The sequence below is a fragment of the Candidatus Amarolinea dominans genome (assembly GCA_016719785.1).
In the GTDB taxonomy this organism is placed as follows: domain Bacteria; phylum Chloroflexota; class Anaerolineae; order SSC4; family Amarolineaceae; genus Amarolinea; species Amarolinea dominans.
The window spans coordinates 214,831-238,334 of sequence record JADJYJ010000004.1 but is presented as its reverse complement, the minus strand read 5'-3'; the positions used below and the strand labels follow the sequence as shown (position 1 = coordinate 238,334).

Below are 23,504 nucleotides of genomic sequence, written 5' to 3'. Positions count from 1 at the left end.
TGCGCCCTGGCGTCCTTGCGTTGAAATCCGTTCCAGCCCCGCTCAATCCACAGCCAACTGGAAAGCCCTTGCGTCCTGGCACCCTGGCGTCCCTGCGTTGAAATCCGTTCCCGCCCCGCTCAATCCACTCCTGCTTGCGCGATCAGCATCGAGACGCGGCTGGCTGTCAGTTCGTGCGTGTGCCAGGCGGCCGTGAAACCGAGGTCGGTCAGCCGGCCGGGCATCGCCAACATCATGCGCTGGGCGGCCGGATCGGGCGAGAGCAGGGCCTGCAGCAGACGCGCCAGCAGGTTGGGCCGGAAGACCTCCCCGCCGTCCACCCAGATAACGCATCCGCCTGGCGCCAGCACGCGGCGAAACTCCTGCCAGGTGCGCAGATCGAACACGAACGCTGTGGGAAAGGTGAGGATGATGCCGTCAACGCTGCTCGCGGGCAGTGGGATGGCCTGCGCCAGCCCCTGCACCGGAATGACGGGTGCGCCCTGGGCCGAGCGCATCTCGCTGTTGCTGCTCAGACCATACCGGTGGACATGGTCATCGGCGCCGAGATTGATGGTTGCCCGCTCTGCCGCCAACCCACCCTGACGCAAACGCCTGACGGCCGCATCCAGCATGGGGGCCGAACGATCGAGGCCGACAACCAGGCTTCCTGCGGCGGCCAGCTCGGCCAGCAGCGCGCCGGTGCCGCAGCCCACTTCGAGGATACGCGGCCTGACGCCCGTCGCGGTAGCTTGACCGGCCAGCATCACCACGGCCTGCCGGCGCCAGGTGTGCCATTCGCCGTTGGAAAAGAGCCACGCCGCCGCTTCGTACAGCGGCGTCAGCAGCCCGTAGGCCAACCATGACGCCAGGATAAACAAGCTTCGCCGGAGCCAGGTCATCCTGGCGTCGCCCTTCGGTCTCTACCCAAGCCGCACCAGATAAACATGGATCGTCACACCCTCATCCTCGCGGACAAACTCCAACTCCCCTTCCGGTAAGCGTCCGTAAATCGCCGGCCGGGCGTGGAAGACCACCAGGTAGCCGGTAGTTTGCCCCTCGCTGCGCAGATAGCTCTGTACCTGCGTCACGCTGGCGTCGAACGCGGCCGGCCCGCGCCAGAGCTTGGTCTCGATGACATAGCGCTGTCCGTTGAACACGACGATCACATCGAGCCGTCCGGCGCCCGACGGCACTTCAGCGAAGACTTCGCCGCCCACCTGCCGCACCAGCAGGTCCAGGTAGGCTGTGAGCAAATACTGCCCTGTGGCCTCCTGCGGTGTCTCGCTGATCTTGAACGCGGCGCGCCCGCGCCGCTCGACGAACGCGCGGAAGCGTGACAGAATCACATCCATCTGCAGGCGTCCGTCCACCACGTGCGGCCGGAAATCATAACCATTGGCAACCGCCGCGCCTTGAAGGCCAGCCTCGATGGGACGGAAGGCGGCAAATAGAACCACCTGGTAGATGGGGTTGGCAATGCGACAAGCGCCGTCTGGCCGCGCCTCGATCACGCCCTGCTCGTGCAGTTCCCGCACTACCGGGTTGTTCAGGTTGAATTCGTAATCCACGCCGGCCATGATGCGCAAAACCGTGGCCTTGTGTGGGTTGGCGTGGCGAACGATCGTCTCGAAGTTGTAGTTGCTTTCAGTGGTCATCCGCCGGAACGCCTGCTCCAGATCAGCGCCAGAGATCGGCTGCGCCCGATTCAGCGCCACCTGCTCGGTCAGGATGTCTGCCAGGCGGTTCACCAGGAACGGATGCCCGGCGGTCTGACGGTAGATTTCGGCGCTGACGCCTGGCGCAAACACCTGCCCGCTGTCTGCCGCGTACTGAGCCAGCAAAGCATCTACTTCATCTTCCGAGAACCCCGGCAAGTTGAGTTGGCGGGCGATATTGAAGGGCGAACTCTGGCCCAGGTTCAATGCCGCGATGTTGCGTAGGCCGACCAGAACCGCGCTGTGCAGGCTGCGCGGCGGTTCGGCTTCCAGGTACAGCTTGCGCAGAGTTTGCAGCAAGGACGAAATGGCGCGCGGTGGTGTACCGTCGAACTCGTCAATGATCAGAACCAGCCTGATTTCGGGCGCCAGTTTGTGGAAACGCTTCAGAAAAGCGCGCAGCCCCCCATAACGGTCGAACCGGCTCTGCGCAACCATCTCCTGGACGGCGTCGTGCCGGGGGTGCGCTCCTGCTGCCAGGTATTCGATGATCTTCTCCCCGATCTCAGCGCCGATGTCCAGCAAGAAGTCGGGCGTTTCCCAGTCGGCATAATCCTGGAAATTGAGCACCATGGGAAGATAGTTGGGCTGCGCCTGCAAGCGCTCGGCCAACTGCCGCAGGAGGGTGGTTTTGCCCATCTGGCGTGGGGCGAAGACCGTGAAGTAGCTGCCGGCGCTGACCTGGTCGGTCAGCATGTCCAGCAGCTCACGCCGCGGCACGACGTAGTGCTCCTTCTCGTTGACCGGGCCGTAGGTGTTGAAGTAGCGCATGATCGTTTTCCTCTGCTCAGGCGCCCGGCGTGAGCACCAATCCCGTCGCTCCTGGATCAAGCCGCAGCACGGCGCCTGGCGGCGGCTCCTGTGTCAGCAGGTAATCGGCCAGTGGCTCGCGCACGAACTTGCGGATGATGCGGCGCAGGGGGCGGGCGCCCCATTCGGGATGATCGTTCTGCGCCAGCAGCCAGGTGATGGCGTCTGCGGTTATTTCCAGGCTCAGGCTGCGCTCGGCCAGCAGCTTGTTCTCTTTCTTGATCATCAGCAGCAGGATCTTGCGCAGCTCCTCCTGCGTCAGCGGCAGGAACATGATGATCTCATCCAGGCGGTTGAGGAACTCCGGCCGGAAGAATTGCTTGACCTTGAGCATGACCAGCTCGCGCGTTTCTTCGCTGAGAATAGTCTGCTCCAGGAATTCGGCGCCCAGGTTACTGGTCATGATGATGACCGCCTCGGAGAAGGTGGTCATCCGCCCCTGGCCGTCGGTCAGGCGTCCCTCCTCCATCACCTGCAGCAGCACGTCGAGCACACGCGGATGCGCCTTCTCCACTTCGTCGAACAGCACCACGGTGTAGGGGCGCTGGCGCACGCGGTCGGTCAACTGGCCGCCGCTTTCGTAGCCGACATAGCCGGGCGGCGCGCCGATCAAGCGGTTGACGGTGTGTTCCTGCTGATATTCGCTCATGTCCAGCACCACCATCGCGTTCTCATCGTCGAACAGGAACTCGGCCAGGGCCTTGGCCAGCTCGGTCTTGCCGACGCCGGTGGGGCCAAGAAAGAGGAAGGAGCCGATGGGGCGGCTGGGATCTTTGAGACCCACGCGCGCGGTCTTGACCGCGCGGCTCAGCGCCAGCACCGCCTCTTCCTGGCCGATGATGCGCTGGTGCAGGAATTCCACCATGTTGGCAAAGCGCGCCCGGTCATCAGCGCCCAGTTTTGCCACCGGCACGCCGCTCATCAGGCTGGCCGCGACCAGGATATCTTCTTCATCCAGGGTGTTGTCCTGCGCAGCGCCGGGCGTCTGCCCCGCGGCCTGCGTGGGGTGAAAGGCGACGTGCGGCTGATTGCCCATGCGCACCACGGCCGCGGCCCGGTGCAGCAACTGCACGGCCGCGGTGGGCAGCGGGTTTTGCCCAAGATAGCGCTTGGCCACGGAGGCGGCGCGCGCCAGGGCCTTCGGGTTGATGATGATGCCGTACTCCCGCTCGATCGCGGCCTGATGCAGGCCCAGAATCGTGGTGGTATCGGCCAGGTTGGTCTCAGACACGCGCAGGACATGGCTGCGCTCGGTAATCAGGCTGTCATTGGCGATGGCCGCGCTGTAGCCCGCGTCGGTCGCTGTGGCGATGACCACCGCGCTGCCATCCAGGAAAGCGCGGCGCACCGCGGTCGTCGCCTTGGGAAACTCGGCATCGAGGGAATTGCCCAGGAAGCGCTGGGCGCCTGGCAAGAAAAGGATGCCGCCGTTGGCCTGTTTGGCCGCGGCCTGCACCGCTTTGCCGGCATCGTCGAGCAGCGCCGTCTCCGCAATGGTGATGACCGACTTCAGATCGGGCGGCCCTTTGCCCTCGGCGATGAGCAGGGCCAGGCTGCGCACCAGTGAGCGCTTGCCGACTCCGGCCGGCCCCACCAGGATCACATGGCGATTTTCTGCCAGCGCCAGCAGGCTCAACAGGTCGCGCAGCAGGTCCCCGCGGTGAAAGACAGGCGCCAGCTCGCCCGCTTTGGCCTGCGCCACCCAGTCCGGGCTGGTCACGCGGCGGGCCACGGCCGCATCGGCCAGCAGGTTGGTCATGGCCGCAGGGGTGATGCCATAGCGTTGCAGCATGGCCGCGGTGGAGACGCCCCTCTGGCTCATGGCCGCCAGCGCGTGCGCGGTGCCGACGTAGATTTCCCCGGCCGCCTGGGCAATGGCGTGTCCCTCGTCCAGCACAACGACCATTTCATCGGAAAGGGCGACCGGACGCCCGTCATCGCCCAGAAAGTCGAGGCTGGCGTTGCGCCCGTCGCGCATCTCGGCCATCGTCTGCGCGGTGCGCGCCATCTCATCCAACTTGAAGCCGCGCTCCGCGGCCAGTCTTTGCAGCACACGGTTGGCATCGAGGTCCGGGCTGGTGACGAACAGGTAGAGCAGGATTTCCGGCGTCAGCACCGTTTTGTTGAAGCGCTGCCGCAGCGGCCGCGTCGCGTTCAGCGCCTTGCTCATCTCTGGCGCGAGGATGGTCGGATTCAGTGTTCCCATGGGTCGTTCCTGGTTATCGAACGGTGATGAATGATCTACGGCATCAGCGGGCGGCGCTTGTCAATGTCGAAACCGTAGCCGTCCACCAGCACATGCATGGTGACGCCCAGCATGGCGACCGGTTTGATCTCGTCCATCTTATGAATGTCGGTGTATTCCAGTGAATTGCAGTCCACGATCACCACGCTGTGCTGGCCGATGACGCGCAGGCGGTTGTCCGGCTCGATGATGATGGCGGTATCCTCGTCAATGCCGACGCCGAGCAGGAAAGGGTTGTACGCGGCCGCGGCCATCAGGCGGCCGGTGCGCAGGCGTTGACTGAAGTGCTGGTCAATGATCAGGCGGTTGGTCAGCCCCAGGCCGGGCGCAAAGTTGACCATGCGCTGGATCGGCGTGCTGCCCTGCTGGCCGAAGGCGATCATGTGTTCGCACAGCACGGCCGCGCCGGCGCTGGTGCCGCCAATCAAGACGCCGGCGGCGTTGGCGCGGCGGATGGCTTGCGCCAGCGGGGTGCCGCCCAACAGGGCCGAGAAGCGCAACTGGTTGCCGCCGACCAGGAAGATGCCGGTTGCGGCCTGCAGCGGCGCCAGGTGCGCCGGTTCGATCGCGTCCTGGCGATTGAACACCGGCAAGATCTCAACGGTCGCCGCGCCAAACGACTGGAAAATATCCAGGTGCATTTGGCCCGCGCCCTGCCGGTCTTCGGACGCGGTGGGAATGACCACCAGGCGGGCGTCATCGCCCCCGGCCAGGGTGTAGAAATGGCGCAAGATGCGGCGCGCGCCGGCTCTATCTTCGGCGCCGCCGATAGCCATCAACGGCCCGCGCTGGCTACCGGCCGGAATAGGTGCAGGTGACATGATCTCCAATCTCTCTCTTAGAACGAACTACGCGCCGGTTCGGCCAGGATGTTCTCTTCCTCGTGCAGGCCGCGCTGGTCAATGTTGTAGTAGTGATCGTGCGGCAGCTGCTGGAATTCGATGCCTTCGATGGCGACGGACTGGCCGAAGGGGACTTCGTACAGGTTGGTGTGCGTGATGCCGCTGCCGTTGGCGAGGGCGGCGGCGACTGCGCCTACGCCTTCGAGGAGATTGCCGGGGTGCAGTACAACCGCCGCGTTGGCGTGAATGCCGACGCCCAGCAGGAAGGGGTTGGCGGCAACCGCCACGCACAGCGGGCCGTACCAGGCCTCGCGCGTGTAGTCGGCCACGAAGATGACGCGATTGGTCAGCCCCAGGCCAGGCGCAAAGCGCACGATGCCACGTTCCGGCAGCGACCGCTTCTCGGCATGGGCGATCATGTGCTCGGCCAGGAAGGCGCCGGCATGGCCGCTGCCGGCCACCACCTTGCCGCGCGCATGGCCGCGACGGATGGCCTGCGCCACCGGGGTGCCGCCCAACACCGTGGAGAGGCGCAGCGGGTTGCCATCGGTGAAGAAGTAGGCGGTGGCGTGTTGAATCACCGCCTGGGCATCCGCGCTGCGGGCATCCAGCCGGGTGCGGATGGGCAGCAGTTCAACCCAGTTGACCCCCCAGCGCGCAAAGAGGGCGCGCACCTGCTCGGCCGCGCCAAAATCCCGGCTGGCCGTGGGAATGATGGCGATGCGGGCGCCGAAGCTGCCGGCCAATTGCCAGAAATACTGCAGGATGGTACTGGTGTCGCTGAACGACTCATGGCCGCCGGTCGCGACGAGGGCGCCTCGAGTAAAGCCGGCCGGTACAGGTGCTGGCATACGGTGGGTGAAACCTCACTGCTTGGAATGGCAGCTATTGTACACGCTTTCACCCACCGCGGCAAGATGGCTGAGGGTAGAAAAAACGCTAATCGCGCACAGGCGCCGCCACCCGGATGCGGCTCATCATCACCAGGGCCAGCAGCATGAAGACCGCGGCAAAGAGCCAGATGACGCTGTACGAGGTGAGGTCAATCAACCCGCCGGCAATGATCGGCCCGGCGATGGCAGCCAGCGATGAGGCGAAGTAGTACAGCCCGGTCAACGCGCCGATGGCATGGTTGCCGCCCACGTCGTAGACCAGCGGCAGGGAGTTGATGTTGACCAGCGCCCAGAAACCGCCCATCAGCGCCAGGAGCACGAGCAGGATCGTGGGGTTGGTCAGCATCAGGACCAGGATCAGCCCGACCATCATGCCGAAGAGGCCGATCATGATGGTCGTTTTGCGGCCGATGCGGTTGGCAATCAGACCGCTGGGGATGGCAAACAGGATGAGCATGGCCGCAAACGCGGTGAGCATCTGCGTGCCGGTGCCCACCGCAATGCCGAGCACTTCGCGCACGTAGAGCGTGAAGAAGGCCTCGACCGCGTTCCAGGCCATGAACCAGCAGAAAATGGCGAGCAGCATGAACAGGCCGTTCGGATTCTCCCCGCTCGTCACTTCACGCAGGCTGTCCCAGACGCCGGGCGCAGCTTCATGGGATGCGTCAATTGCGGGCGCTTCCGGCTCACGCACGAAGGCCAGCACCACAGCGACCGCAATCAGGAGCAGCAGCGCGCCGACGATGAACGGCAGCGGCACGCCCATCTTGAACAGGGCGCCGCCGCCGAAGAGGGCGATCGCGCCGCCAACCCCGCCCATGAGATTGATGACGCCATTGGCCTTACTGCGCTGCTCGGATGGATACAAATCGCCCAGGTAAGCGACAGTGGGCGAGCGGAAGAGCGCCATGCCGATGTTGGTGCCCAGGATGGCGAGGGCGAGGAGCACGAAGTTGGTGCGCACGAAAGGCACCAGGATGAAGAAACCGGCGGCCAGCGGCGCGCCGGCCATCAACCACGGCTTGCGCCGGCCCCAGCGACTGCGCGTGCGGTCGCTGCGCGCGCCTACCCAGGGCTGGAGGAACATGTTGATCAGGTTGTCCCAGGTGAGGATGAAACCGACGACCAGGGCCGAAAGGCCCAAGTCCTCCAGGAACGGCGGGATCAGGCTGTTGAACAGCGGCCAGACCACGCTGATGCCCAGAAAGCCAAAACCGAGAACGAACGTCTTTTTCCAGTCAAACTTCATGCGTGCCTCCCTCGATGAGATACGATTGCGCCAACTTCAGAAATCGTTCAGCAAACCCCATGAGTCTGTCAGCGTGGGGTTGCTCAATCACTGACACCGCTTGATAGTCACCTAACTGTCGTTTGTCAAAACCTTCGCGTAGCCAGTTGTGCATTTCTGGTGGCAACTCTTTGGTTTTGGCAAAATGCTTACCAAAAGCAGCGATTACCCCAGCATGGCTTGAAAAGGTCAATCCTTTTCTTAGCAACAGCGCTTCTGCGCAAAAAAACATGGCATAATAAAGTCGCGAAACAGCCGAATCATAATCGTCGTTTTCGATAAGTAGAACGGCTGATGCGATGAACCGCGCGGCTTTTTCGAGCAAGGCCTTTTCCTGGAAAGTCACAACGGTACCCCTTCGCGACGAATGTTTAAGAATAGCGGGCTACGTTGTTGTTCGAACCAGACCAGTGAAACAGGGAACGTTGAGATGAGAAGATCGTGGCGCAGGCAAATATCGGAAACGGTTGAATTGAGGCGTTCGATCTCAGTGGCAGGGTTGACATCGTCATTCAGCACCACCATCAGGTCAACGTCCGAGGCAGCAGTCGCTGCTCCACGCGCGTATGACCCATACAGGACCAGTTGGTTGAAACGCACGCCATACAGGTCAATCAAGGCCTGCTTTACTTCCTGGAGCGCAGCGGTGGTCGCTTTTGACATTCTGAGTGACTTGCGGTTTTTTCTTGTCACAATTCACACTCCCTGGAGCACGTCTTCTCGTGTCCAATTGTAACGGCTACAGCCAGTTTTGTGAAATCGGAGAAGGGCAATTCGTGAAAATTAGTAACTGCTCAGCCAGGCAGTGAGAATGGTCCCGATAGCGCCCGGAGTGCCCCCCCTGCCCCCCAATCCTGGGGGAGCCGAATGCTTTTCCCCCCAAGATTGGGGGGCAGGGGGGCCGCCTGAGCAGTTACGAAAAAACGCTAATCGCGCACAGGCGCCGCCACCCGAATGCGGCTCATCATCACCAGGGCCAGCACCATGAAGACCGCGGCAAACAGCCAGATGACGCTGTACGAGGTGAGGTCAATCACCCCGCCGGCAATGATCGGCCCGGCGATGGCGGCCAGCGATGAGGCGAAGTAGTAGAGCCCGGTCAACGCGCCGATGGCGTGATTGCCGCCCACGTCGTAGACCAGCGGCAGGGAGTTGATGTTGAACAGCGGCCAGACCACGCTGATGCCCAGAAAGCCAAAACCGAGAACGAACGTCTTTTTCCAGTCAAACTTCATGATTCAGGGGCGCGCTACACCCCATCGAACGACTCGTATACCAGTGTCCAAGATCTCTTTGACCAGTGGGTTGCTTGGCGTGAAATCTTTCGGATTGAAGGGCAAAACCTCCAAATCCGTGCTGATCGAAATGGTGATCTTCCGAATTTTGTTCTTGTCTGCAAAACGAATGCCCTCGAATTCGCTAGATACCAATGCCAAATCAATGTCACTCCACTGATTCGCCTGGCCGCTGGCATAGCTACCAAACAAGATTGCGTCCTGAATCTGAAATCCATGGTCTCTTAGCGAAGTCAGATATTGTGCGATGATTCGTCGAACGTGATTTGGGATCTCAGCCATGAGACAAACTCCTTGATTCTGATGAAATAGCTCTCTGCGAATTCCTGGGTGCAGAACTTGTAAAACTCGCTGCGGTATTCGGGGTATCTCACTTCCAGGTTGAAGTCGTTGACTTCATCCAAAAAGAGCTGTTGGTCTTCTCCCCCCCCCCCCCCCCCCCCCCCCCCCCCCCCCCCCCCCCCCCCCCCCCCCCCCCGGCAGTGAAGGTGGATTTGCATGGGTGACATGCAATTGTAATGGCTATCGTCAATTCGTGAAAATCCGTGGCAGAGAATCCGTAGAGTCTTTTGCCACGAATTACACGAATTCACACGAAAACAACAGAACAATTCGTGAAAATTAGTGAAATTCGTGGCAGGGAGGATTGGCCCAGGTCAGGAGAACAAACGGTTGTGCAGCCGCGGAAGTTGTGCAATCATCGCGCGGGCGCCGCGGTGGCGCAGGTCGGCGCTCGCCAGGCGCAGCAGGCTCACCTGGTCAAGGTCAGGCTCCACCAGTACATCGGCCGAATGGGGATCATCCCCGGCCTGCAGGAGCAGCCAGGTGATGGCGGTCACGCCCTGCCAGAACATGCTGCGCGGCATGGCGCGCGGCGGCGGAAAACAGTTGACCGCGATGACCACATCGGCTCCGAACTGACGCGCAATCGAGATGGGGAGATTGTTGGTAATCCCGCCGTCTACCAGCAGGCGCCCGTCCAGCTTGAGCGGCTCCACCATGCCAGGCACCGAGGAACTGGCACGCACGGCCGGCGCCAACGGCCCGTGCTGGAAGACGACCGGCTTACCGCTCATCAGGTCGCTGGCCACCACGATCAACGGCGTTTTGAGCTGCTCGAAGGTGGTGACACCGGCGGTTTGTTCCACCCAGCGCTCCAGGCGTGCAAAGGTGACGCCGAACCCGCTGGCGCGTGACGGACGCAATGGCCGCGCAATGCGGTCCCAGCGCATCAACTCAGAGACTTGGCGTACCTGTTCGTGGCTCCCACTGGCGCAATAGGCCGCGCCGACCATCGCGCCGGAGCTGACCCCCACGACGAAATCAATGGGAACGCCCTGGCCCTCGAGCACTTCCAGCACGCCGACATGGAGCAGGCCGCGGGCCACGCCGCCGCCCAACACCAGTCCGATTCGCTTGTTACTTGACCAATTCATTGTTTTCCGACTCGATCTCACAGGAAACCCGGCTTCTCGCAGAAGCCGGGTTTCTGTCTGCTACCACAGCGCGGCCACTGCCTCTGGCAGATCCAACGCGCTCAGTTTTTCCGGCAGGGGCTTGCCTGTTTCCCAATCCCAACCGCGCAGCCGGTAGTAGATCGGCAGCATCATCTCGAAGTCCAGGCTGTTACCCTCGGTGTTGCTCTTGACCAGCGGGGTGCGCAGGAGCTTGGGCAGGGTGTCATCGGCGCGCGTGGCGCCCAAACGGCAGTTGAGCGCGCGCTTGAGGTTGGTGATGCGTTCGCCCATGCGCGCGATCCAGGCATAGTCCGCTTCGATCCCGGCGATGCTGCGCAGCAGGCTGACCAGGTTATCAATCTGCGGGTCCTCGAAATGGCAGAGGATGGCGCTGTTGGTGAAGCTGCGATAGTCCATCGTGCGCGCGGCCATCAGCGCCTGCGCCTCTGACTGCTCGAAGCGGTCGAGTAAGTCCAGGCCCAGTTCGGGGATGATGCGCCCGCGCCCCACTTCGTAGCAATCGCCTGACATGTGGTCCGCCCCGCGGTTGCCGGTGGCATAGACCAAGCCTTGCCCCATGAACGCACGCGGGTCATGGAACGGCACTTCCAGGTTCTTGACCTGCACGGCCAGTTCGGGGACCCCGAAGTGCGTTGCGACGGCCAGGGCGCCTTCGGCGGCGATGTCGCCAATGCCTTCGCGGCTGCCAATCATGCGCGTCAGGCGAATGGCCGGTTCGGGGTCGCCCCAGGGCAGCGCCATGCCGATTTGCTCGGCGCTGATGATCCCTTCATTGTAAAGGTAGTAGAGCAGCCCGATGGTACTCGCCGTGGAGATGGTGTCCATGCCCAACTGGTTGCAGAGGTGCCCGGCCATGCCGGCCGCCTGCATGTCGGGCGAGTCCAGGTTGGTGGTGAAGCCCGCGACCGTTTCGTATTCCGGCCCGTCCACCACCGGCTCCTGATAGTTGTCCAGGTGGACTTCGCGATTGCAGGCGATGGGGCAGCGGAAGCACGCCAGGTGGCGGGTGAGCATGGTTTCGGCCATCGTGCTCATGTTGACGTTATTTTCGAGGTGTGCTGATTCGCTGGCGGTGTAATAGCGCCGCGGCACGTCGCCGTACATGAAGCCGGCATCCAAACTGAGCACGGTGCCGCCCACGCGCAGCGCCTGCGTGAGGAGGTCTTCGATGACGAACTTCATCGTGCGCCGCAGCGTCTCTTTGAACTCTTTGGGATCGGCCAGGGGGATTTCCGCGCGACCGTAGGCGGCAATGGCCTTGAGCTTCTTGCTGCCCATGACCGCGCCCAGCCCGGTGCGCGCGGCGCAGCGGCCGTGGTCATTCATCACCGCGGCGAATTTGACCAGCCGTTCCCCGGCCGGCCCAATGCAAGCCACGCGCGCTTTGGGCTGGCTGATCTCGGCCTTGACCCGCTCCTGCACCGCGTAGCTGTCGAGACCCCACAGGTGGCTGGCGTCGTGCAACTGCGCTGCACCGTCAAGGATGCTCAGGTAGACCGGTGTTTGCGCCTGGCCCGTGATGATGATGCCATCGAAGCCGGCCTGGCGCAGGGCCGGGCCGAAGAAGCCGCCGCTGTTGCCCTCACCGGTCAGGCGGGTGGCCGGTGAGCGTGTCACGACGCTGAAGCGGCCCGCGGCCGGCGTCGTGGTGCCCACGAAGGGGCCGGTCATGAAGATGAGCGGATTGTCCGGCCCCAAGGGGTCGGTGTCAGCCGTGATATAGTCCCACAGATAGCGCGCGCCCAGGCCGCTGCCGCCCAGGAAACGGGCTGCGTAGTCTGCGTTCAGCGGTTCGATCCAGGTGCGCTGCTGCGTCAGATCAACCCGCAGGATGTGGCCGAGATAGCCAGGGAGGGTGGTCATACGAGTGTCCTCGTTTTCGTCAGGCGCTGCCCAGATCGCAGGGTCGGCAGCGGTTTTTCACCCGGGGCAGGTCATCCCGCCCGCCAGCCTGGCGACGATCACCGTCACCAGGCCGCGGCGGTTTCAGGCGCGCATGCGCTCAAAAGTCAATCGGTGTGCCATCGAAGGTGTAGCGCAGGAGTTTGGCGGTGTCGGCCTGATTGGGCACGCGGGCAGACATCGTTACCGAGGTGTCGCCTTCCACCAACAGCACCATGCGGCTGATTTCGTCGTCGTACTGCGCGGGGTCAATGCCCATCTCGCGCGCGGACAGCGGCAGGCCAATCTGGCGCTCCAGGTCACGGATGGCGGCCGCCAGGCTGGCCGCGCCCTGCGCCTCATCCGCGGCCGGCAGGCTCAGGAAGCGCGCAATGTCCGCGTAACGGGTCGGGTCCTCGCCGCGCACGCAGTATTCGATGGTATAGGGCAAGTACATGCCCACGCTGCGGCCGTGCGGGATGTGGAAACTGGCGCCCAGGGTATGGCCCAGCGAGTGGGCGAGTCCCGCTTGCGCGTTGCCGAAGGCCATGCCGGCGATGGTGGCGGCGTTGTGCATGCGCTCGCGCGCCTCCATGTCCCTGGCGCCCTGGCTGACCGCGGTAGGCAGGTAGCTGAACACCAGTTGGATGGCCTTCAGCGCCAGGCCGTCGGAGAAATCGTTGTGCCAGGAGCTGGTGTAGGCCTCGATCGCGTGCGTGAGCACGTCTATGCCGGTGTCTGCGGTGACGCGGGGCGGCAGGTTGGCCGTCAGCGCCGGGTCCACGATCGCCAGGTCAGGCAAAATTTCGCGCGAGGCCAGGCCGAGTTTGCGCCGCTCTTCCACATCGGTCAACACCGTGGCCCAAGTCGCCTCGGAGCCGGTGCCGCTGGTGGTGGGGATGGCGATCAGCCGCGCCTTGCTGCGCAGGCCGATGGGCACGATCGGGTTGATCGCGGCCGGCTCGATGTCGGGGTATTCGTACAGGATCCACATGGCTTTGGCCGCGTCCATGGCGCTGCCGCCGCCCAGGCCGATGATCCAATCCGGCTCGAACTCCAGCATGGCCGCCGCGCCCTTGCGCACGGTTTGCAGCGAAGGCTCCGGCTCCACGTCCGAAAAGACGGCCGCGGGGATGCCGGCCTCCTTCAACTGGGCGATGACCATCTCCGGATAGCCCAGTTTTGCCAACACGGCATCGGTGACAATGAAGGCGCGCTGACCCTGCAGTTGGCTGAGGTAGCTCAGGGCATCCTCGCCGTAGACGATCTCAGGCGCTTTGAAAAACCACATAACCGCCTCCTGTTGGGGACCGCAGGCCGTCCGCCTCGCGTGCGGTCTTACGCCTCGTCCGGGATACTGCGTGGGGATGAAGGTGGTGCAGCGCACCAACTCATTGGCGGCTTTGACCGACTTCATGATCTTGAGCATGTTGCCCTGCAGCTTCAGCTTGCGCGTCACCAGGGCCTGGATGGGGTCAATTTTGCGGCCGATGACCTGTTTCCACGCGGCCAGCGGCGCGGCAATGACAAATTCCGGGGTCTTGACCGTGCGATCGGCCAGCATGCCGGCTTCGCGGCATTTGCCGTGCCACAGGTCCAGGTACATCACCTCTTCTTTGGCGATGCCCTGGCCCGCATCCACAATAAAATAGAAGTCGCCTTCCCACGTGGCCGCAGCCTCCGCGTAATTTTGACTCTGGTTCAGTTCCACCTGCAACTGCTTTGCCCATTCCTCGCTCGGAAACGGAAGTTTCATCGCTCGCTACTCCTTTATGTGATCCAATGGACGCAGCGCAAAGATGACGCACTGCGATATGGTCATTGTAACATGCTTTTGGCCTGCTGACAAAGCGCAGGGGCGCATTGGCGGGCGGCGCCCCGCGCTCGGCGGCTTGTTCATTCCGGTGCAGTCGTCTATAATGGCGTCAGGATTTTTTGCCACGAATTGCACGAATGAGACGAAAACAATTCGTGAAAATTAGTGAAATTCGTGGCAGAGAAAGCTAAGCGGATTTTTGCCACGAATTACACGAATTGACACGAAGGCAGAAGAATAATTCGTGAAAATTAGTGAAATTCGTGGCAGAGAAAAAAAACATCGAAGGAGTGTACCCGATGCCTCTGCAACCTGGCATGATTCTGGAAAACCGTTACCGCGTCGAAGCGCTGCTTGGTCAGGGCGGGATGGGCGCGGTCTACAAGGCGTTCGATCAACGCCTGCGCATGGCCGTGGCGCTGAAGGAAAACAGCCTGGTGACGCCCGACGCCCGCGTCCAGTTCGAGCGCGAGGCGCTGACGTTGGCGCGGCTGCACCACAGCAACCTGCCCACGGTGACCGACCATTTCATCACGTCCGACGGCGCGCAGTACCTGGTGATGACCTTCATCGAGGGCATCAACCTGGCTGAGCTGCTGGCCGCGCGCCGTCGTCAAGCGCCGGCCGAGGTGCTGAGCTGGCTGGGGCAGGTGTGCGACGCCTTGACCTACCTGCACAGCCAGAACCCGCCCATCATTCACCGCGACATCAAGCCGCAGAACATCAAGATCACGCCGGAGGGGCACGCCTTCCTGGTGGACTTCGGCCTGAGCAAGGTGGGCTCAACCTACCAGAGCACGGCCAGCGGCGCGTTGGGCGTGACCGCGGGCTATGCGCCGCTGGAGCAGTACGGCAGCGCGCACACCGATCAGCGCACCGATGTCTACGCGCTGACGGCCACCCTGTACGCGATGCTGACCGGGGAAGCGCCGCCGGAGAGCGTCAAGCGCGCAGTGGGGACGGCGACGTTGACTCCGCCGCGCGCCCTGAATCCCACCCTCAGCCCGGCGCTGGACCGGGCGCTGCTGCACGGCCTGGAGACGCAGCCCACCAACCGGCCGCAGAGCGTGGCCGCGCTGCGTCAGGAGTTGGAGGCCGGCCTGGGCGCGGCCAAAGCGGCCCGCCCCGCGCCCCCGGCGCCGGTTGCCCCGCCCACCCAGGTCATTGGCCGGCCGTCGCCTCCCGCCGCGCCTGCGCCAGCGCCGGCGTGAACGCAACGTGTCAGCCTGGGCGTTGATTGGGATCGGCGCGCTGGCCGTGACGTTGTTGGTGTTGAGGGTGGGGGCGTTGGGCGGCCGCGGCAAGCCCACGCCGACCGTGGTCGTCGGCCGGGCGACGGCGAAACCAATAGTGACCGTGACCCCGCTGACGGCGACGCCGCTGCCGAAGGATCCGGACACGCCGACGCCGAGCGATACGTCTACGCCAAGTAATACCGCGACGCCGACAGATACGCCTACACCAATCAATACGCCGGCGCTGAGCGGCGGAACGACGCGCACGCGTGCAGTTGACGGGGCGGTGATGGTGTATGTGCCGGCAGGCGAGTTCACGATGGGATCGGCCGATAGCGACAGCCAGGCGGACGGCAGTGAGAAACCGCAGCACACGGTGAATGTGGCTGCGTACTGGATAGACCGCACGGAAGTGACGAATGCGCAGTACCGGAAGTTCGTGGATGCCGGGGGTTACAACCAGAAGCAGTACTGGACCGACGCGGGCTGGGCCTGGAGACAGCAGAACAACGTGACGCAGCCAGATTGCTGGGGCGACAGCGACTTCAATCAGGCGCAGCAACCGGTGGTGTGCGTGAGCTGGTACGAGGCTTATGCTTATGCCAGTTGGGCCGGGGGACGTCTGCCGACGGAGGCGGAATGGGAGAAGGCGGCCCGCGGCACGGACGGCCGCCTCTATCCGTGGGGCAATACCTGGGACGGGACGCGGCTGAACTTTTGTGATAAGAATTGCCGGTATAAATCGAAGGATGCTGGCGTCAACGATGAGTATGCCGTCACAGCGCCGGCGGAGAGTTATGCCAATGGGGTGAGTCCTTACGGAGTGCATGACCTGGCCGGTAATGTGTGGGAGTGGGTGAGTAGTCAATATGGGAGTTACCCTTATAGAAGTGATGATGGGCGAGAGGATCAGAATAGCACGGATGTTCGTATCCTGCGGGGCGGGAGTTGGAACAATCAAGCGATGTATGTGCGCTCCGCCTGTCGGGATGGGCATGTCCCCGCTACCGCTTTGTTTACGATGGTTTTCGGGTGGCGTCCCCGGCCTCTGAAACTCTGGGGCCTCTGGATTTCTGAGTCCTATTGATAACGTGCTGGGTGTAAGTCAGGGAACAGCATGGCGAGACAGAGCTGAGCGGGGGTGCAGGGGGCAGCGGCCCGCTGCTTGGGTTGAGGTTGAGCGATTGAAATCGCGCCTGATGGGCGTGCCGCCGGGCGTCCACCTGCGTGGACGCAATGCCGGTCGGCGCAGGCTGACTTGGGGGCGGAACGCCCTTGCGGCCCGAATTCATGCGGCGGCCGCAGTCGGCGCACGAGGCCTGAGCAGTTACGGACAGGGATAAGGCAAGCATGATTTGTTGGAGACGGCGTCGTCACGCCAGAGACGTGACCTACGGCTTCGTAACGCAAGCCTCCGGCTTGCGCCGTTGACGCTGCAAGCATGATTTTGTTGCTTGACAACGTCCAAACGCCGGTTCATCGGTTGGCTTGTTCATTCTTGAGGCATCGTCTATAATGCCTCACGCACGCTAGATTTCATTCAATCCGGTTGATGTGGTCGAAGATCAGGGAAATGAACTGTGAGCAACGCGACAAGTGACAACGTGCAAACCATAGATGACGACATGCGATCTGAGTATGATTTCTCGCGGGGCGTACGCGGAAAGCATGCTGCGGCCATGCAGGGCGGATATACGATCATCATTCATGCCGCGGACGGTGCGACGGTCACGCGTGAGGTCAAGCCAACCCAGGGAGCAGTGATCCTCGACCCAGATGTCCTGCGCTATTTCCCTGATTCCGATTCGGTGAATCGCGCACTGCGCACCCTGATTGCCCTTTTTCCACAGGAATCTGTCCGCGACGGTCGGCGCACAGCCAGCGCAGGCAGGAGGCCGTGACGCGCTTCGAGCGGTGGCTGGAGGAAAACCTGGTGGCGCTGCAGGACGAATGAAAGAGAATCCGATGAAAAAGACAACCCCCTATTTGAGCCTACCCTACACGATTGAACTCAAGCAGGACGCAGAAGACGGCTGGTTTGTGCGCGTCAAGGAACTGCCGGGGTGCATGAGTCAGGGTGACAGCGCGGACGAAGCCCTGGCGATGATCCGCGAAGCGATGCAGGGTTGGCTGACCGTGGCCCTGGAGCAGAACATGACCATCCCTGAACCGCACAAGAGGTTGCATCATGGCTGAAGCGGGAATTGCAGCGAGAGTCAAAAGCGGAGTCATAAGACAAGAGCAGGTCATCCTCAAGGTGCAGGAATTGCGATGCGTCCTGTGCGCACAGGACCTGGATATGACCGCGGTCTATCTCTACGGTTCTTACGCGGCTGGCACGGCTGACGCCGACAGCGACATTGATGTCGCGGTGATCTCGCCAGACTTGACGGGGGACCGCTTACAGGACTGGGTGCGCCTGACCACCCTGGCGACGCGACTCGATGCGCGCTTCGAAGTCATCGGCTTCCGGCCCGAACAGTTCCGCGATGAACATCCGCTGGCCTGGGAAGTCAAGACACGCGGTATTCTCGTGCAATGACAGCCATCTGCTTCCTGCCCTACTCATCTCCTCTGCGCTATCTGCGACCTCCGCGGTGAAAATCACCCACACATCTGCAATGGCTGCTCCTCCACCGCCTGCGAGGCTGCCCGCTACTCACAGGCCTGGTTCCACAGGGTCAGGCTGCAATCCGGAGGATTGCGTTACAGGGCTAATCGTCGTCGGTGTGCGGTGAGCGCGCCTTCTTCTGCGCCAGGTAAGCCTCGAACTGGCTCGCCCAGGCCGGGGACGGTGCGCCGCCGGCGGGTGCAGGTGTTTGCGCTGGCGCAGGCTGATGCTCGCCCGGTTGCGCGAAGGCGTAGGTGGCCGCGGGGGGCGCCTGCAGCAGTTCGATGGCATGCGGTAACGCGGGTAGAATCGTCTCCAGATTCTCACGCACCGCCTTGGGGCTGCCCGGCAGGTTGATGATCAGTGTGCGCCCGCGAATGCCCGCCACAGCCCGGCTGAGCATGGCGTGCGGCGTCACTTGCAGGCTGGCTGCGCGCATGGCCTCCGCGAAACCGGGCGCTTCGCGCTCGATCACGTGGCGCGTGGCCTCCGGCGTGACATCGCGCAGGGCAAAGCCGGTGCCGCCGGTCGTCAGAATCAGATCTATTTCTTCCTCATCCGCCCACCGTCGCAGCACTTCCTCGATCACGTTGCGCTCATCGGGCGCCACCGCGGTCGCCACGATCAGGCCGGCCAGGCGCTCACGCACCATCTGTTGCAACAACGGCCCGCTGGCGTCCTCTGTTTCCCCGCGTGCCGTCCGGTCGCTGACGGTCAAGACTCCGACTCGCATAAGCATGGTGTTGGTTCCTTTCTCAAGAGGCGTGCGGCCGCGTTCTTACCGCGCTTTGTCCAGCGCCAGGCTGATCTCCAGACGCGTGTCAGGGTCAGTCTCGGTCCGCCAGCCGCGGGCCAGGGCCAGGCGCGCCGCGGGATCATCCATCTGCCCCAAAGCCCACGCCGCATGGCTGCGCAGGAGCGGCTCAGGATCAGCCAGGCGCCGCGCCAGCGCCGGCACAGCCACGGGATGACCCCAGTTGCCCAGGGCCACGCACACGTTGCGCAGCAAGCCGCGCGGGCCGGCGCGCAGCAGCGGGCTGCGGCGAAAACGTGCGCGCAGGGCCGCATCATCCAGTTCGATCAGGTCGAGCAGGGGGGGCGCCAGGTCATCCAACCGCGGGGCGAACAGGGCCGTCGCCCTGGCCGCATCGGCCTGGCAGCGGCGCCCGTTCCAGGGACACACCGCCTGGCACACGTCGCAGCCGAAAATCCAGTTACCGAGCCGCGGCCGCAGTTCACGCGGGATGGCGCCCTTCAGTTCGATGGTCAAGTACGAGATGCAACGGCGAGCATCCAGGACGAAGGGCGCCGCAAAGGCCTGCGTTGGGCAGTCCGCCAGGCAGCGGGTGCAGCCACCGCAGCCGCCGCGTGCGCCGTCCGCAAACCGCCAGGCCGGCGCGCGCGGGGTCTGCTGCTCGATGTCCAACAGGGCAATCGGCGCTGCCGCGGCTACGTCAGTGGTCAGGGTCGCCGGCTCATCGAACTCAAGCTCTTCTGGCACCAGCAGGGTAGCCAGCAGCAGCCAGGAGCCGAGCCGGGGGTGAATGAGGCAGGTGTTCTTGCCGCTGAAGCCGATTCCGGCCTGCTGCGCCCAGCCGCGTTCGAGCACCGGCGCCGAATCAACGCTCACCTTGCCCGGCGTCGTGCGCCCCGTTCGACCGCGCAGCCAGCCATCCAGCGCGTAGAGGCGCGGCTTCAGCAGATCGTGGTAATCCATACCCCAGGCAAAGCTGGCAATCCGGCCGCGTGACGGGTCCGCGGCCAGCAGCTCTGGCAGCGCGCCTGTCGCGTAGCTGATGCCAAGCACGACCAGTGAGCGGGCGTTGGGCAGGCGCTGCTGCACCTCCGCGCGTGCGGCCACGGCGTCTGGCCGCGCCAGATAGCCCATGGCGCCGTGGTAACCGCGGGCCAGCCAGCGCGCGTAGGCATCTGCCTGCGGCGCGGGTCCGGCCGGCGCAATCCCAACCAGGTCGAAGCCCAGGTCACGGGCGCGCTGTTTCAACTGTTGCGTCAGGGCTTTTAGCTGTGGTGTTATCATGGAGACGTGCATAGGTGGCCGTATGGTAGCCCTTTCACGTGGCTTGTCAAAGATGGCGCTTGACCCGGCGGCGCATTCGGCTATAATCATGGCTCTGCGCCGGAACGATTGGTGATGCGCCGACGTCAGCAAAACCGCACAGGCGCTAAGCCGCCTGCGATTCTTGTGAAATGAGGACTCTGCCTGTGAAAAATCGCCTGTCTGCTCTTCTGCTGGCGGCAAGCGCGCTGCTGCTCATCCTGGCCTGTGGCTCGCTCTCCGCCCGCAGCACGGCCGTCGCGCCGACCGCGACCCCGTCGGGGCCAAGCGACCCGCCGCCAGCAACAACGTCGCCCACCCCGCGACCGCTGCCTACGCTGGCACGCGCCACACCCACCCCCCTGACCGCCGCCACGCCGCCGACAGAGGGTGCGGACCAGAGCCAGCAGTTCATCGTCACCGAACAGGACCTGGAGGACTCGGTCAACAGCGACGAGATGCAGGAGCAAGTTCAGACCGAGAACTTCGACGCGACCTTCACCGGCGGCAAAGTGATTTTGACGGTTGACAGTCTGCGCTATGGCATCCTGAACATGGGATCGCTCAGGGTCGTAGGCACGGTGACGGCAACCGATGGCGTGGCCCATTTCAACACCGAGAGCGTCGAGCCAAACAACCTGCTGACGGCCGCAATCCCCGGCCTGCTGGAGCGGGTTTTGACTGGCAGCACCACCGGCTATTATGTGGAAGATGTCGAAGTGCAGGAAGGACGCATCGTGTATACCGTGCGTCCGCTTTGATCTTCACCTCAGCGGTTCGAACTGGGCCGAGAAGTGGCGTAACTGCGGCGGCTGCCAGCTAATCCGGTAGCCGCGCAGGTTGTCCTTCAGGCGCGCGACATAGGTGACAACTTCTGCGACATAGTCCACATGGCTCTGCGTATACACCCGCCGCGGGAAGGCCAGGCGCACCAGTTCCAGGGCGGCCGGCTCCTCGCTGCCATCGGCGTGGACGCGACCAAACATCACACTGCCAATCTCCACACTGCGGATACCGCCTTCCTGATAGAGCGCCACCGCCAGGGCCTGCGCCGGGTAGTGGCTGGCCGGGATGTGCGGCAACATGGCCGCGGCATCCAGGTAGAGCGCGTGGCCGCCGGTCGGTTTCATGAAGGGCACGCCGGCCGCGTCCAGTTTTTCGCCCAGGTAGGCAATCGAGCGCAGGCGGTAGCGCAGATAGTCCTCGTGCAGCACCTCCTCCAGGCCAACCGCAATCGCCTCCAGATCGTAGCCGGCCAGGCCACCGTAGGTTGGGAAGCCCTCGGTCAGGATCAGGGTGTTCTTGCAGCGCTGCGCCAGGTCATCATCATGCAGGGCAAGGAAACCGCCGATGTTCGCCATGCCGTCCTTCTTGGCGCTCATGGTGCAGCCGTCGGCATAGGAGAACATCTCCTGGGCAATTTCCAGCGCCGTCTTGTCCGCGTAGCCTGGCTCACGTTGCTTGATGAAGAAGGCATTCTCGGCAAAGCGGCAGGCATCCAGGAAAAAGGGCACGCCATGCGCATGACAGACCTGGCTGACCGCGCGGATATTGGCCATGCTGACCGGTTGCCCGCCGCCAGAGTTATTGGTGACGGTCAGCATGACGACCGGCACCTGGTCGCGGGGGACGGTTTGCAGGGTGTGCGCCAGCGCGTCCACGTCCATGTTGCCCTTGAACGGTGCGATGAGCGCCGGCTGATGCGCCTCGGCACAGGGCAGATCGAGCGCCTGCGCGCCCTGGCACTCCACGTTGGCGCGGGTGGTATCGAAATGGGTGTTGTTAGGGACCACGTAGCCGGGCTTGCACACGTTGCCAAACAGAATGCGCTCGGCTGCCCGCCCCTGGTGTGTGGGGATGATGTGCTTGAAGCCGGTGATGCGCTGCGCGGCCGCTTCGAATTTGTAGAACGAACGCGCGCCGGCGTAGCTCTCATCGCCCTGCATCATGCCGGCCCATTGAAACGAAGACATGGCGCCGGTGCCCGAATCGGTCAGCAGATCAATCAGCACATTTTCGGCGCGTACCAGGAACAGGTTGTAGCCGGCCGCCTTGATGATGTCTGCGCGCTGTTCCCAAGTGGTAAATTGAATCGGTTCGACCGTTTTGATGCGAAACGGTTCGATAATCGTTCTGAAATGTGGATGCACGGCTCCTCCAAATTGAAACCAGGGGCAGCGGTCAGACTCCGGATCATGGCGCGGGAACCCGGCCCCTGCCAGGCAGGACCGGGTTTCCGACGCGCCACTTCAATTAGTGTTTGTCGTATGTTTGTCGTACGAGCGGATGAATTCTTCGGCCTTTTCCACCAGGCTGCGATTGCCGATGTAGAGCGGCACCCGTTGATGCAGCGCAGTGGGCTGGATGTCGAGAATGCGCTGCCGGCCATTGGAGGCATACCCTCCAGCGTTTTCGGCAATGAACGCCAGCGGCGCGCATTCATACAGCAGACGCAGCTTGCCCGTCGGTTTTTGGGGGTCCCTCAGATCGGCCGGGTAGTAGAAGATGCCGCCCTGCAACAGATTGCGGTGAAAATCGGCCACCATCGAACCAATGTAACGGGCAGAAAGACCCTTGAAGCCGTTGTCCATGCCCTGCATGTAGCGGGTGAAACGCTGTATCCCGTCCGACCAGTGAATCTCGTTACTTTGATTGACGCTGTAGTATTTGGGTTTCTCCGGGACGCGAATGTCGGGATGGGAAAGCAGGAACTCACCAATCATGGGGTCCAGGGTGAAACCATGAACGCCATAGCCTGTGCTGTAGACGAGCATCGTGCTGGAGCCGTAGATGATGTAGCCAGAGGCGACGATGCGGTTGCCGGGCTGCAGAACATCCTCATTCGTCCCGGGGCCGGCGGTCGTCACACGGCGATAGATGGAAAAGATGGTGCCGACACTGACATTCGAGTCAATGTTCGATGAACCATCGAGCGGATCGAAGAGCAGGACGTATTTGCCCTGGGGAAAGCGTTCTGGAATCGCGATAATTTCAGGTTCTTCTTCGGAGCCCATGCAGGCCAGGCGCCCGGTGTGGTCGTTCAGGCGATAGATGGTGCGTTGGGCAAACACGTCCAGCTTCTGCACCTCCTCGCCTTGCACGTTCTCTTCGCCGGTCGTGCCGAGAATCTCAGCCAGGCCGGCGCGCTGAATATGGCTGCCGATGATCTTACCGGCAAGGGCCATATCGTACAACAGGCCGGTCAGGGTGCCGGTGGCCTCGGGATGGAACTTCTGCTGCTCCAAAATGTGGCGCTCGATGGTCTGCAGCGGGCCTCTGGGTAGGAATGACGCCATTGTTTCTCCTCCTTACTGGGTACTGTCACGCGCTTGGAACTTGACAATTGACGGGTTGCGG

Annotated in this window: 23 protein-coding genes; 6 read left to right on the top strand and 17 right to left on the bottom strand. The window is 63.1% G+C overall.

Annotated features, from left to right (window positions below; all coding sequences use genetic code 11):
* Positions 1-119 precede the first annotated feature (119 nt).
* The 13 genes from IPM84_07580 to IPM84_07520 form a co-directional block, all read right to left on the bottom strand.
* Positions 120-881, bottom strand: a complete 762-nt coding sequence (locus IPM84_07580; GenBank protein MBK9092628.1) for a class I SAM-dependent methyltransferase — start codon at positions 879-881, stop codon at positions 120-122.
* 21 nt (positions 882-902) lie between these two features.
* Positions 903-2,468 carry an ATP-binding protein gene (locus IPM84_07575; protein MBK9092627.1) on the bottom strand — a complete coding sequence of 522 codons (1,566 nt, stop codon included), beginning with the start codon at positions 2,466-2,468 and terminating at the stop codon, positions 903-905.
* Between the two features lie 16 nt (positions 2,469-2,484).
* On the bottom strand, positions 2,485-4,713 hold the full coding sequence (locus IPM84_07570; protein ID MBK9092626.1) for an ATP-dependent Clp protease ATP-binding subunit: 2,229 nt from the start codon (positions 4,711-4,713) through the stop codon (positions 2,485-2,487).
* A gap of 35 nt (positions 4,714-4,748) precedes the next feature.
* Entirely contained in the window at positions 4,749-5,573 is an 825-nt protein-coding gene (locus tag IPM84_07565; GenBank protein MBK9092625.1) for a cyanophycinase, read from the bottom strand.
* Positions 5,574-5,590: 17 nt separating this feature from the next.
* A complete protein-coding gene (locus tag IPM84_07560) occupies positions 5,591-6,445 on the bottom strand; it encodes a cyanophycinase (protein MBK9092624.1) in 855 nt (284 codons plus the stop codon).
* 88 nt (positions 6,446-6,533) lie between these two features.
* A complete protein-coding gene (locus IPM84_07555; GenBank protein ID MBK9092623.1) occupies positions 6,534-7,736 on the bottom strand; it encodes an SLC45 family MFS transporter in 1,203 nt (400 codons plus the stop codon).
* Positions 7,726-8,100 carry a HEPN domain-containing protein gene (locus tag IPM84_07550; protein ID MBK9092622.1) on the bottom strand — a complete coding sequence of 125 codons (375 nt, stop codon included), beginning with the start codon at positions 8,098-8,100 and terminating at the stop codon, positions 7,726-7,728. Before IPM84_07550 ends, IPM84_07555 begins: the two co-directional genes overlap by 11 nt.
* Positions 8,101-8,117: 17 nt before the next feature.
* A complete protein-coding gene (locus IPM84_07545; protein MBK9092621.1) occupies positions 8,118-8,438 on the bottom strand; it encodes a nucleotidyltransferase domain-containing protein in 321 nt (106 codons plus the stop codon).
* A gap of 263 nt (positions 8,439-8,701) precedes the next feature.
* The gene (locus tag IPM84_07540; protein MBK9092620.1) at positions 8,702-9,010 is read right to left on the bottom strand and encodes a hypothetical protein; all 309 of its coding nucleotides are present in this window, start codon (positions 9,008-9,010) and stop codon (positions 8,702-8,704) included.
* A 3-nt stretch (positions 9,011-9,013) separates the two neighbouring features.
* Positions 9,014-9,352, bottom strand: coding sequence for a nucleotidyltransferase domain-containing protein (locus IPM84_07535; GenBank protein MBK9092619.1), 339 nt, complete (start codon positions 9,350-9,352; stop codon positions 9,014-9,016).
* Between the two features lie 374 nt (positions 9,353-9,726).
* Positions 9,727-10,506, bottom strand: a complete 780-nt coding sequence (locus IPM84_07530) for a patatin-like phospholipase family protein (GenBank protein MBK9092618.1) — start codon at positions 10,504-10,506, stop codon at positions 9,727-9,729.
* Between the two features lie 60 nt (positions 10,507-10,566).
* On the bottom strand, positions 10,567-12,411 hold the full coding sequence (locus IPM84_07525) for an aldehyde ferredoxin oxidoreductase family protein (protein ID MBK9092617.1): 1,845 nt from the start codon (positions 12,409-12,411) through the stop codon (positions 10,567-10,569).
* A gap of 139 nt (positions 12,412-12,550) precedes the next feature.
* Complete coding sequence (locus IPM84_07520) at positions 12,551-14,185, bottom strand: iron-containing alcohol dehydrogenase (GenBank protein ID MBK9092616.1); 1,635 nt, start codon at positions 14,183-14,185, stop codon at positions 12,551-12,553.
* Positions 14,186-14,544: 359 nt separating this feature from the next.
* Between IPM84_07520 and IPM84_07515 the strand changes: the two genes are divergently transcribed.
* From IPM84_07515 to IPM84_07495, 5 genes are all read left to right on the top strand, one after another.
* On the top strand, positions 14,545-15,456 hold the full coding sequence (locus tag IPM84_07515; protein ID MBK9092615.1) for a serine/threonine protein kinase: 912 nt from the start codon (positions 14,545-14,547) through the stop codon (positions 15,454-15,456).
* 7 nt (positions 15,457-15,463) lie between these two features.
* Positions 15,464-16,567, top strand: a complete 1,104-nt coding sequence (locus IPM84_07510; protein MBK9092614.1) for a formylglycine-generating enzyme family protein — start codon at positions 15,464-15,466, stop codon at positions 16,565-16,567.
* A gap of 538 nt (positions 16,568-17,105) precedes the next feature.
* Positions 17,106-17,381 (top strand): hypothetical protein, encoded by a 276-nt coding sequence (locus tag IPM84_07505; protein MBK9092613.1) that lies wholly within the window; start codon positions 17,106-17,108, stop codon positions 17,379-17,381.
* 64 nt (positions 17,382-17,445) lie between these two features.
* Positions 17,446-17,676 carry a type II toxin-antitoxin system HicB family antitoxin gene (locus IPM84_07500; GenBank protein MBK9092612.1) on the top strand — a complete coding sequence of 77 codons (231 nt, stop codon included), beginning with the start codon at positions 17,446-17,448 and terminating at the stop codon, positions 17,674-17,676.
* Entirely contained in the window at positions 17,669-18,022 is a 354-nt protein-coding gene (locus IPM84_07495) for a nucleotidyltransferase domain-containing protein (protein MBK9092611.1), read from the top strand. Before IPM84_07500 ends, IPM84_07495 begins: the two co-directional genes overlap by 8 nt.
* A gap of 172 nt (positions 18,023-18,194) precedes the next feature.
* Here IPM84_07495 and mog read toward each other — a convergent pair whose 3' ends face one another.
* Together mog and IPM84_07485 are read right to left on the bottom strand one after the other, a co-directional pair.
* Positions 18,195-18,824: a molybdopterin adenylyltransferase gene (gene mog / locus IPM84_07490; protein MBK9092610.1), complete on the bottom strand. Its 630-nt coding sequence runs from the start codon at positions 18,822-18,824 to the stop codon at positions 18,195-18,197.
* Positions 18,825-18,869: 45 nt separating this feature from the next.
* Positions 18,870-20,129 carry a DUF1730 domain-containing protein gene (locus tag IPM84_07485; GenBank protein ID MBK9092609.1) on the bottom strand — a complete coding sequence of 420 codons (1,260 nt, stop codon included), beginning with the start codon at positions 20,127-20,129 and terminating at the stop codon, positions 18,870-18,872.
* Positions 20,130-20,314: 185 nt separating this feature from the next.
* Between IPM84_07485 and IPM84_07480 the strand changes: the two genes are divergently transcribed.
* Entirely contained in the window at positions 20,315-20,908 is a 594-nt protein-coding gene (locus IPM84_07480) for a hypothetical protein (GenBank protein ID MBK9092608.1), read from the top strand.
* A gap of 3 nt (positions 20,909-20,911) precedes the next feature.
* Here IPM84_07480 and IPM84_07475 read toward each other — a convergent pair whose 3' ends face one another.
* Both IPM84_07475 and fbp read right to left on the bottom strand, forming a co-directional pair.
* Entirely contained in the window at positions 20,912-22,297 is a 1,386-nt protein-coding gene (locus tag IPM84_07475) for a tryptophanase (GenBank protein MBK9092607.1), read from the bottom strand.
* A gap of 99 nt (positions 22,298-22,396) precedes the next feature.
* Positions 22,397-23,443: a class 1 fructose-bisphosphatase gene (fbp, locus tag IPM84_07470; protein ID MBK9092606.1), complete on the bottom strand. Its 1,047-nt coding sequence runs from the start codon at positions 23,441-23,443 to the stop codon at positions 22,397-22,399.
* Positions 23,444-23,504 lie beyond the last annotated feature (61 nt).

Bases quoted from the DNA above. Each gene is read 5' to 3' on its own strand.
- IPM84_07580 (MBK9092628.1), bottom strand. From the start codon at position 881: ATGACCTGGCTCCGGCGAAGCTTGTTTATCCTGGCGTCATGGTTGGCC.
- IPM84_07575 (MBK9092627.1), bottom strand. From the start codon at position 2,468: ATGCGCTACTTCAACACCTACGGCCCGGTCAACGAGAAGGAGCACTAC.
- IPM84_07570 (MBK9092626.1), bottom strand. From the start codon at position 4,713: ATGGGAACACTGAATCCGACCATCCTCGCGCCAGAGATGAGCAAGGCG.
- IPM84_07565 (MBK9092625.1), bottom strand. From the start codon at position 5,573: ATGTCACCTGCACCTATTCCGGCCGGTAGCCAGCGCGGGCCGTTGATG.
- IPM84_07560 (MBK9092624.1), bottom strand. From the start codon at position 6,445: ATGCCAGCACCTGTACCGGCCGGCTTTACTCGAGGCGCCCTCGTCGCG.
- IPM84_07555 (MBK9092623.1), bottom strand. From the start codon at position 7,736: ATGAAGTTTGACTGGAAAAAGACGTTCGTTCTCGGTTTTGGCTTTCTG.
- IPM84_07545 (MBK9092621.1), bottom strand. From the start codon at position 8,438: ATGTCAAAAGCGACCACCGCTGCGCTCCAGGAAGTAAAGCAGGCCTTG.
- IPM84_07540 (MBK9092620.1), bottom strand. From the start codon at position 9,010: ATGAAGTTTGACTGGAAAAAGACGTTCGTTCTCGGTTTTGGCTTTCTG.
- IPM84_07535 (MBK9092619.1), bottom strand. From the start codon at position 9,352: ATGGCTGAGATCCCAAATCACGTTCGACGAATCATCGCACAATATCTG.
- IPM84_07530 (MBK9092618.1), bottom strand. From the start codon at position 10,506: ATGAATTGGTCAAGTAACAAGCGAATCGGACTGGTGTTGGGCGGCGGC.
- IPM84_07525 (MBK9092617.1), bottom strand. From the start codon at position 12,411: ATGACCACCCTCCCTGGCTATCTCGGCCACATCCTGCGGGTTGATCTG.
- IPM84_07520 (MBK9092616.1), bottom strand. From the start codon at position 14,185: ATGAAACTTCCGTTTCCGAGCGAGGAATGGGCAAAGCAGTTGCAGGTG.
- IPM84_07515 (MBK9092615.1), top strand. From the start codon at position 14,545: ATGCCTCTGCAACCTGGCATGATTCTGGAAAACCGTTACCGCGTCGAA.
- IPM84_07505 (MBK9092613.1), top strand. From the start codon at position 17,106: ATGCGATCTGAGTATGATTTCTCGCGGGGCGTACGCGGAAAGCATGCT.
- IPM84_07500 (MBK9092612.1), top strand. From the start codon at position 17,446: ATGAAAAAGACAACCCCCTATTTGAGCCTACCCTACACGATTGAACTC.
- IPM84_07495 (MBK9092611.1), top strand. From the start codon at position 17,669: ATGGCTGAAGCGGGAATTGCAGCGAGAGTCAAAAGCGGAGTCATAAGA.
- mog (MBK9092610.1), bottom strand. From the start codon at position 18,824: ATGCGAGTCGGAGTCTTGACCGTCAGCGACCGGACGGCACGCGGGGAA.
- IPM84_07485 (MBK9092609.1), bottom strand. From the start codon at position 20,129: ATGATAACACCACAGCTAAAAGCCCTGACGCAACAGTTGAAACAGCGC.
- fbp (MBK9092606.1), bottom strand. From the start codon at position 23,443: ATGGCGTCATTCCTACCCAGAGGCCCGCTGCAGACCATCGAGCGCCAC.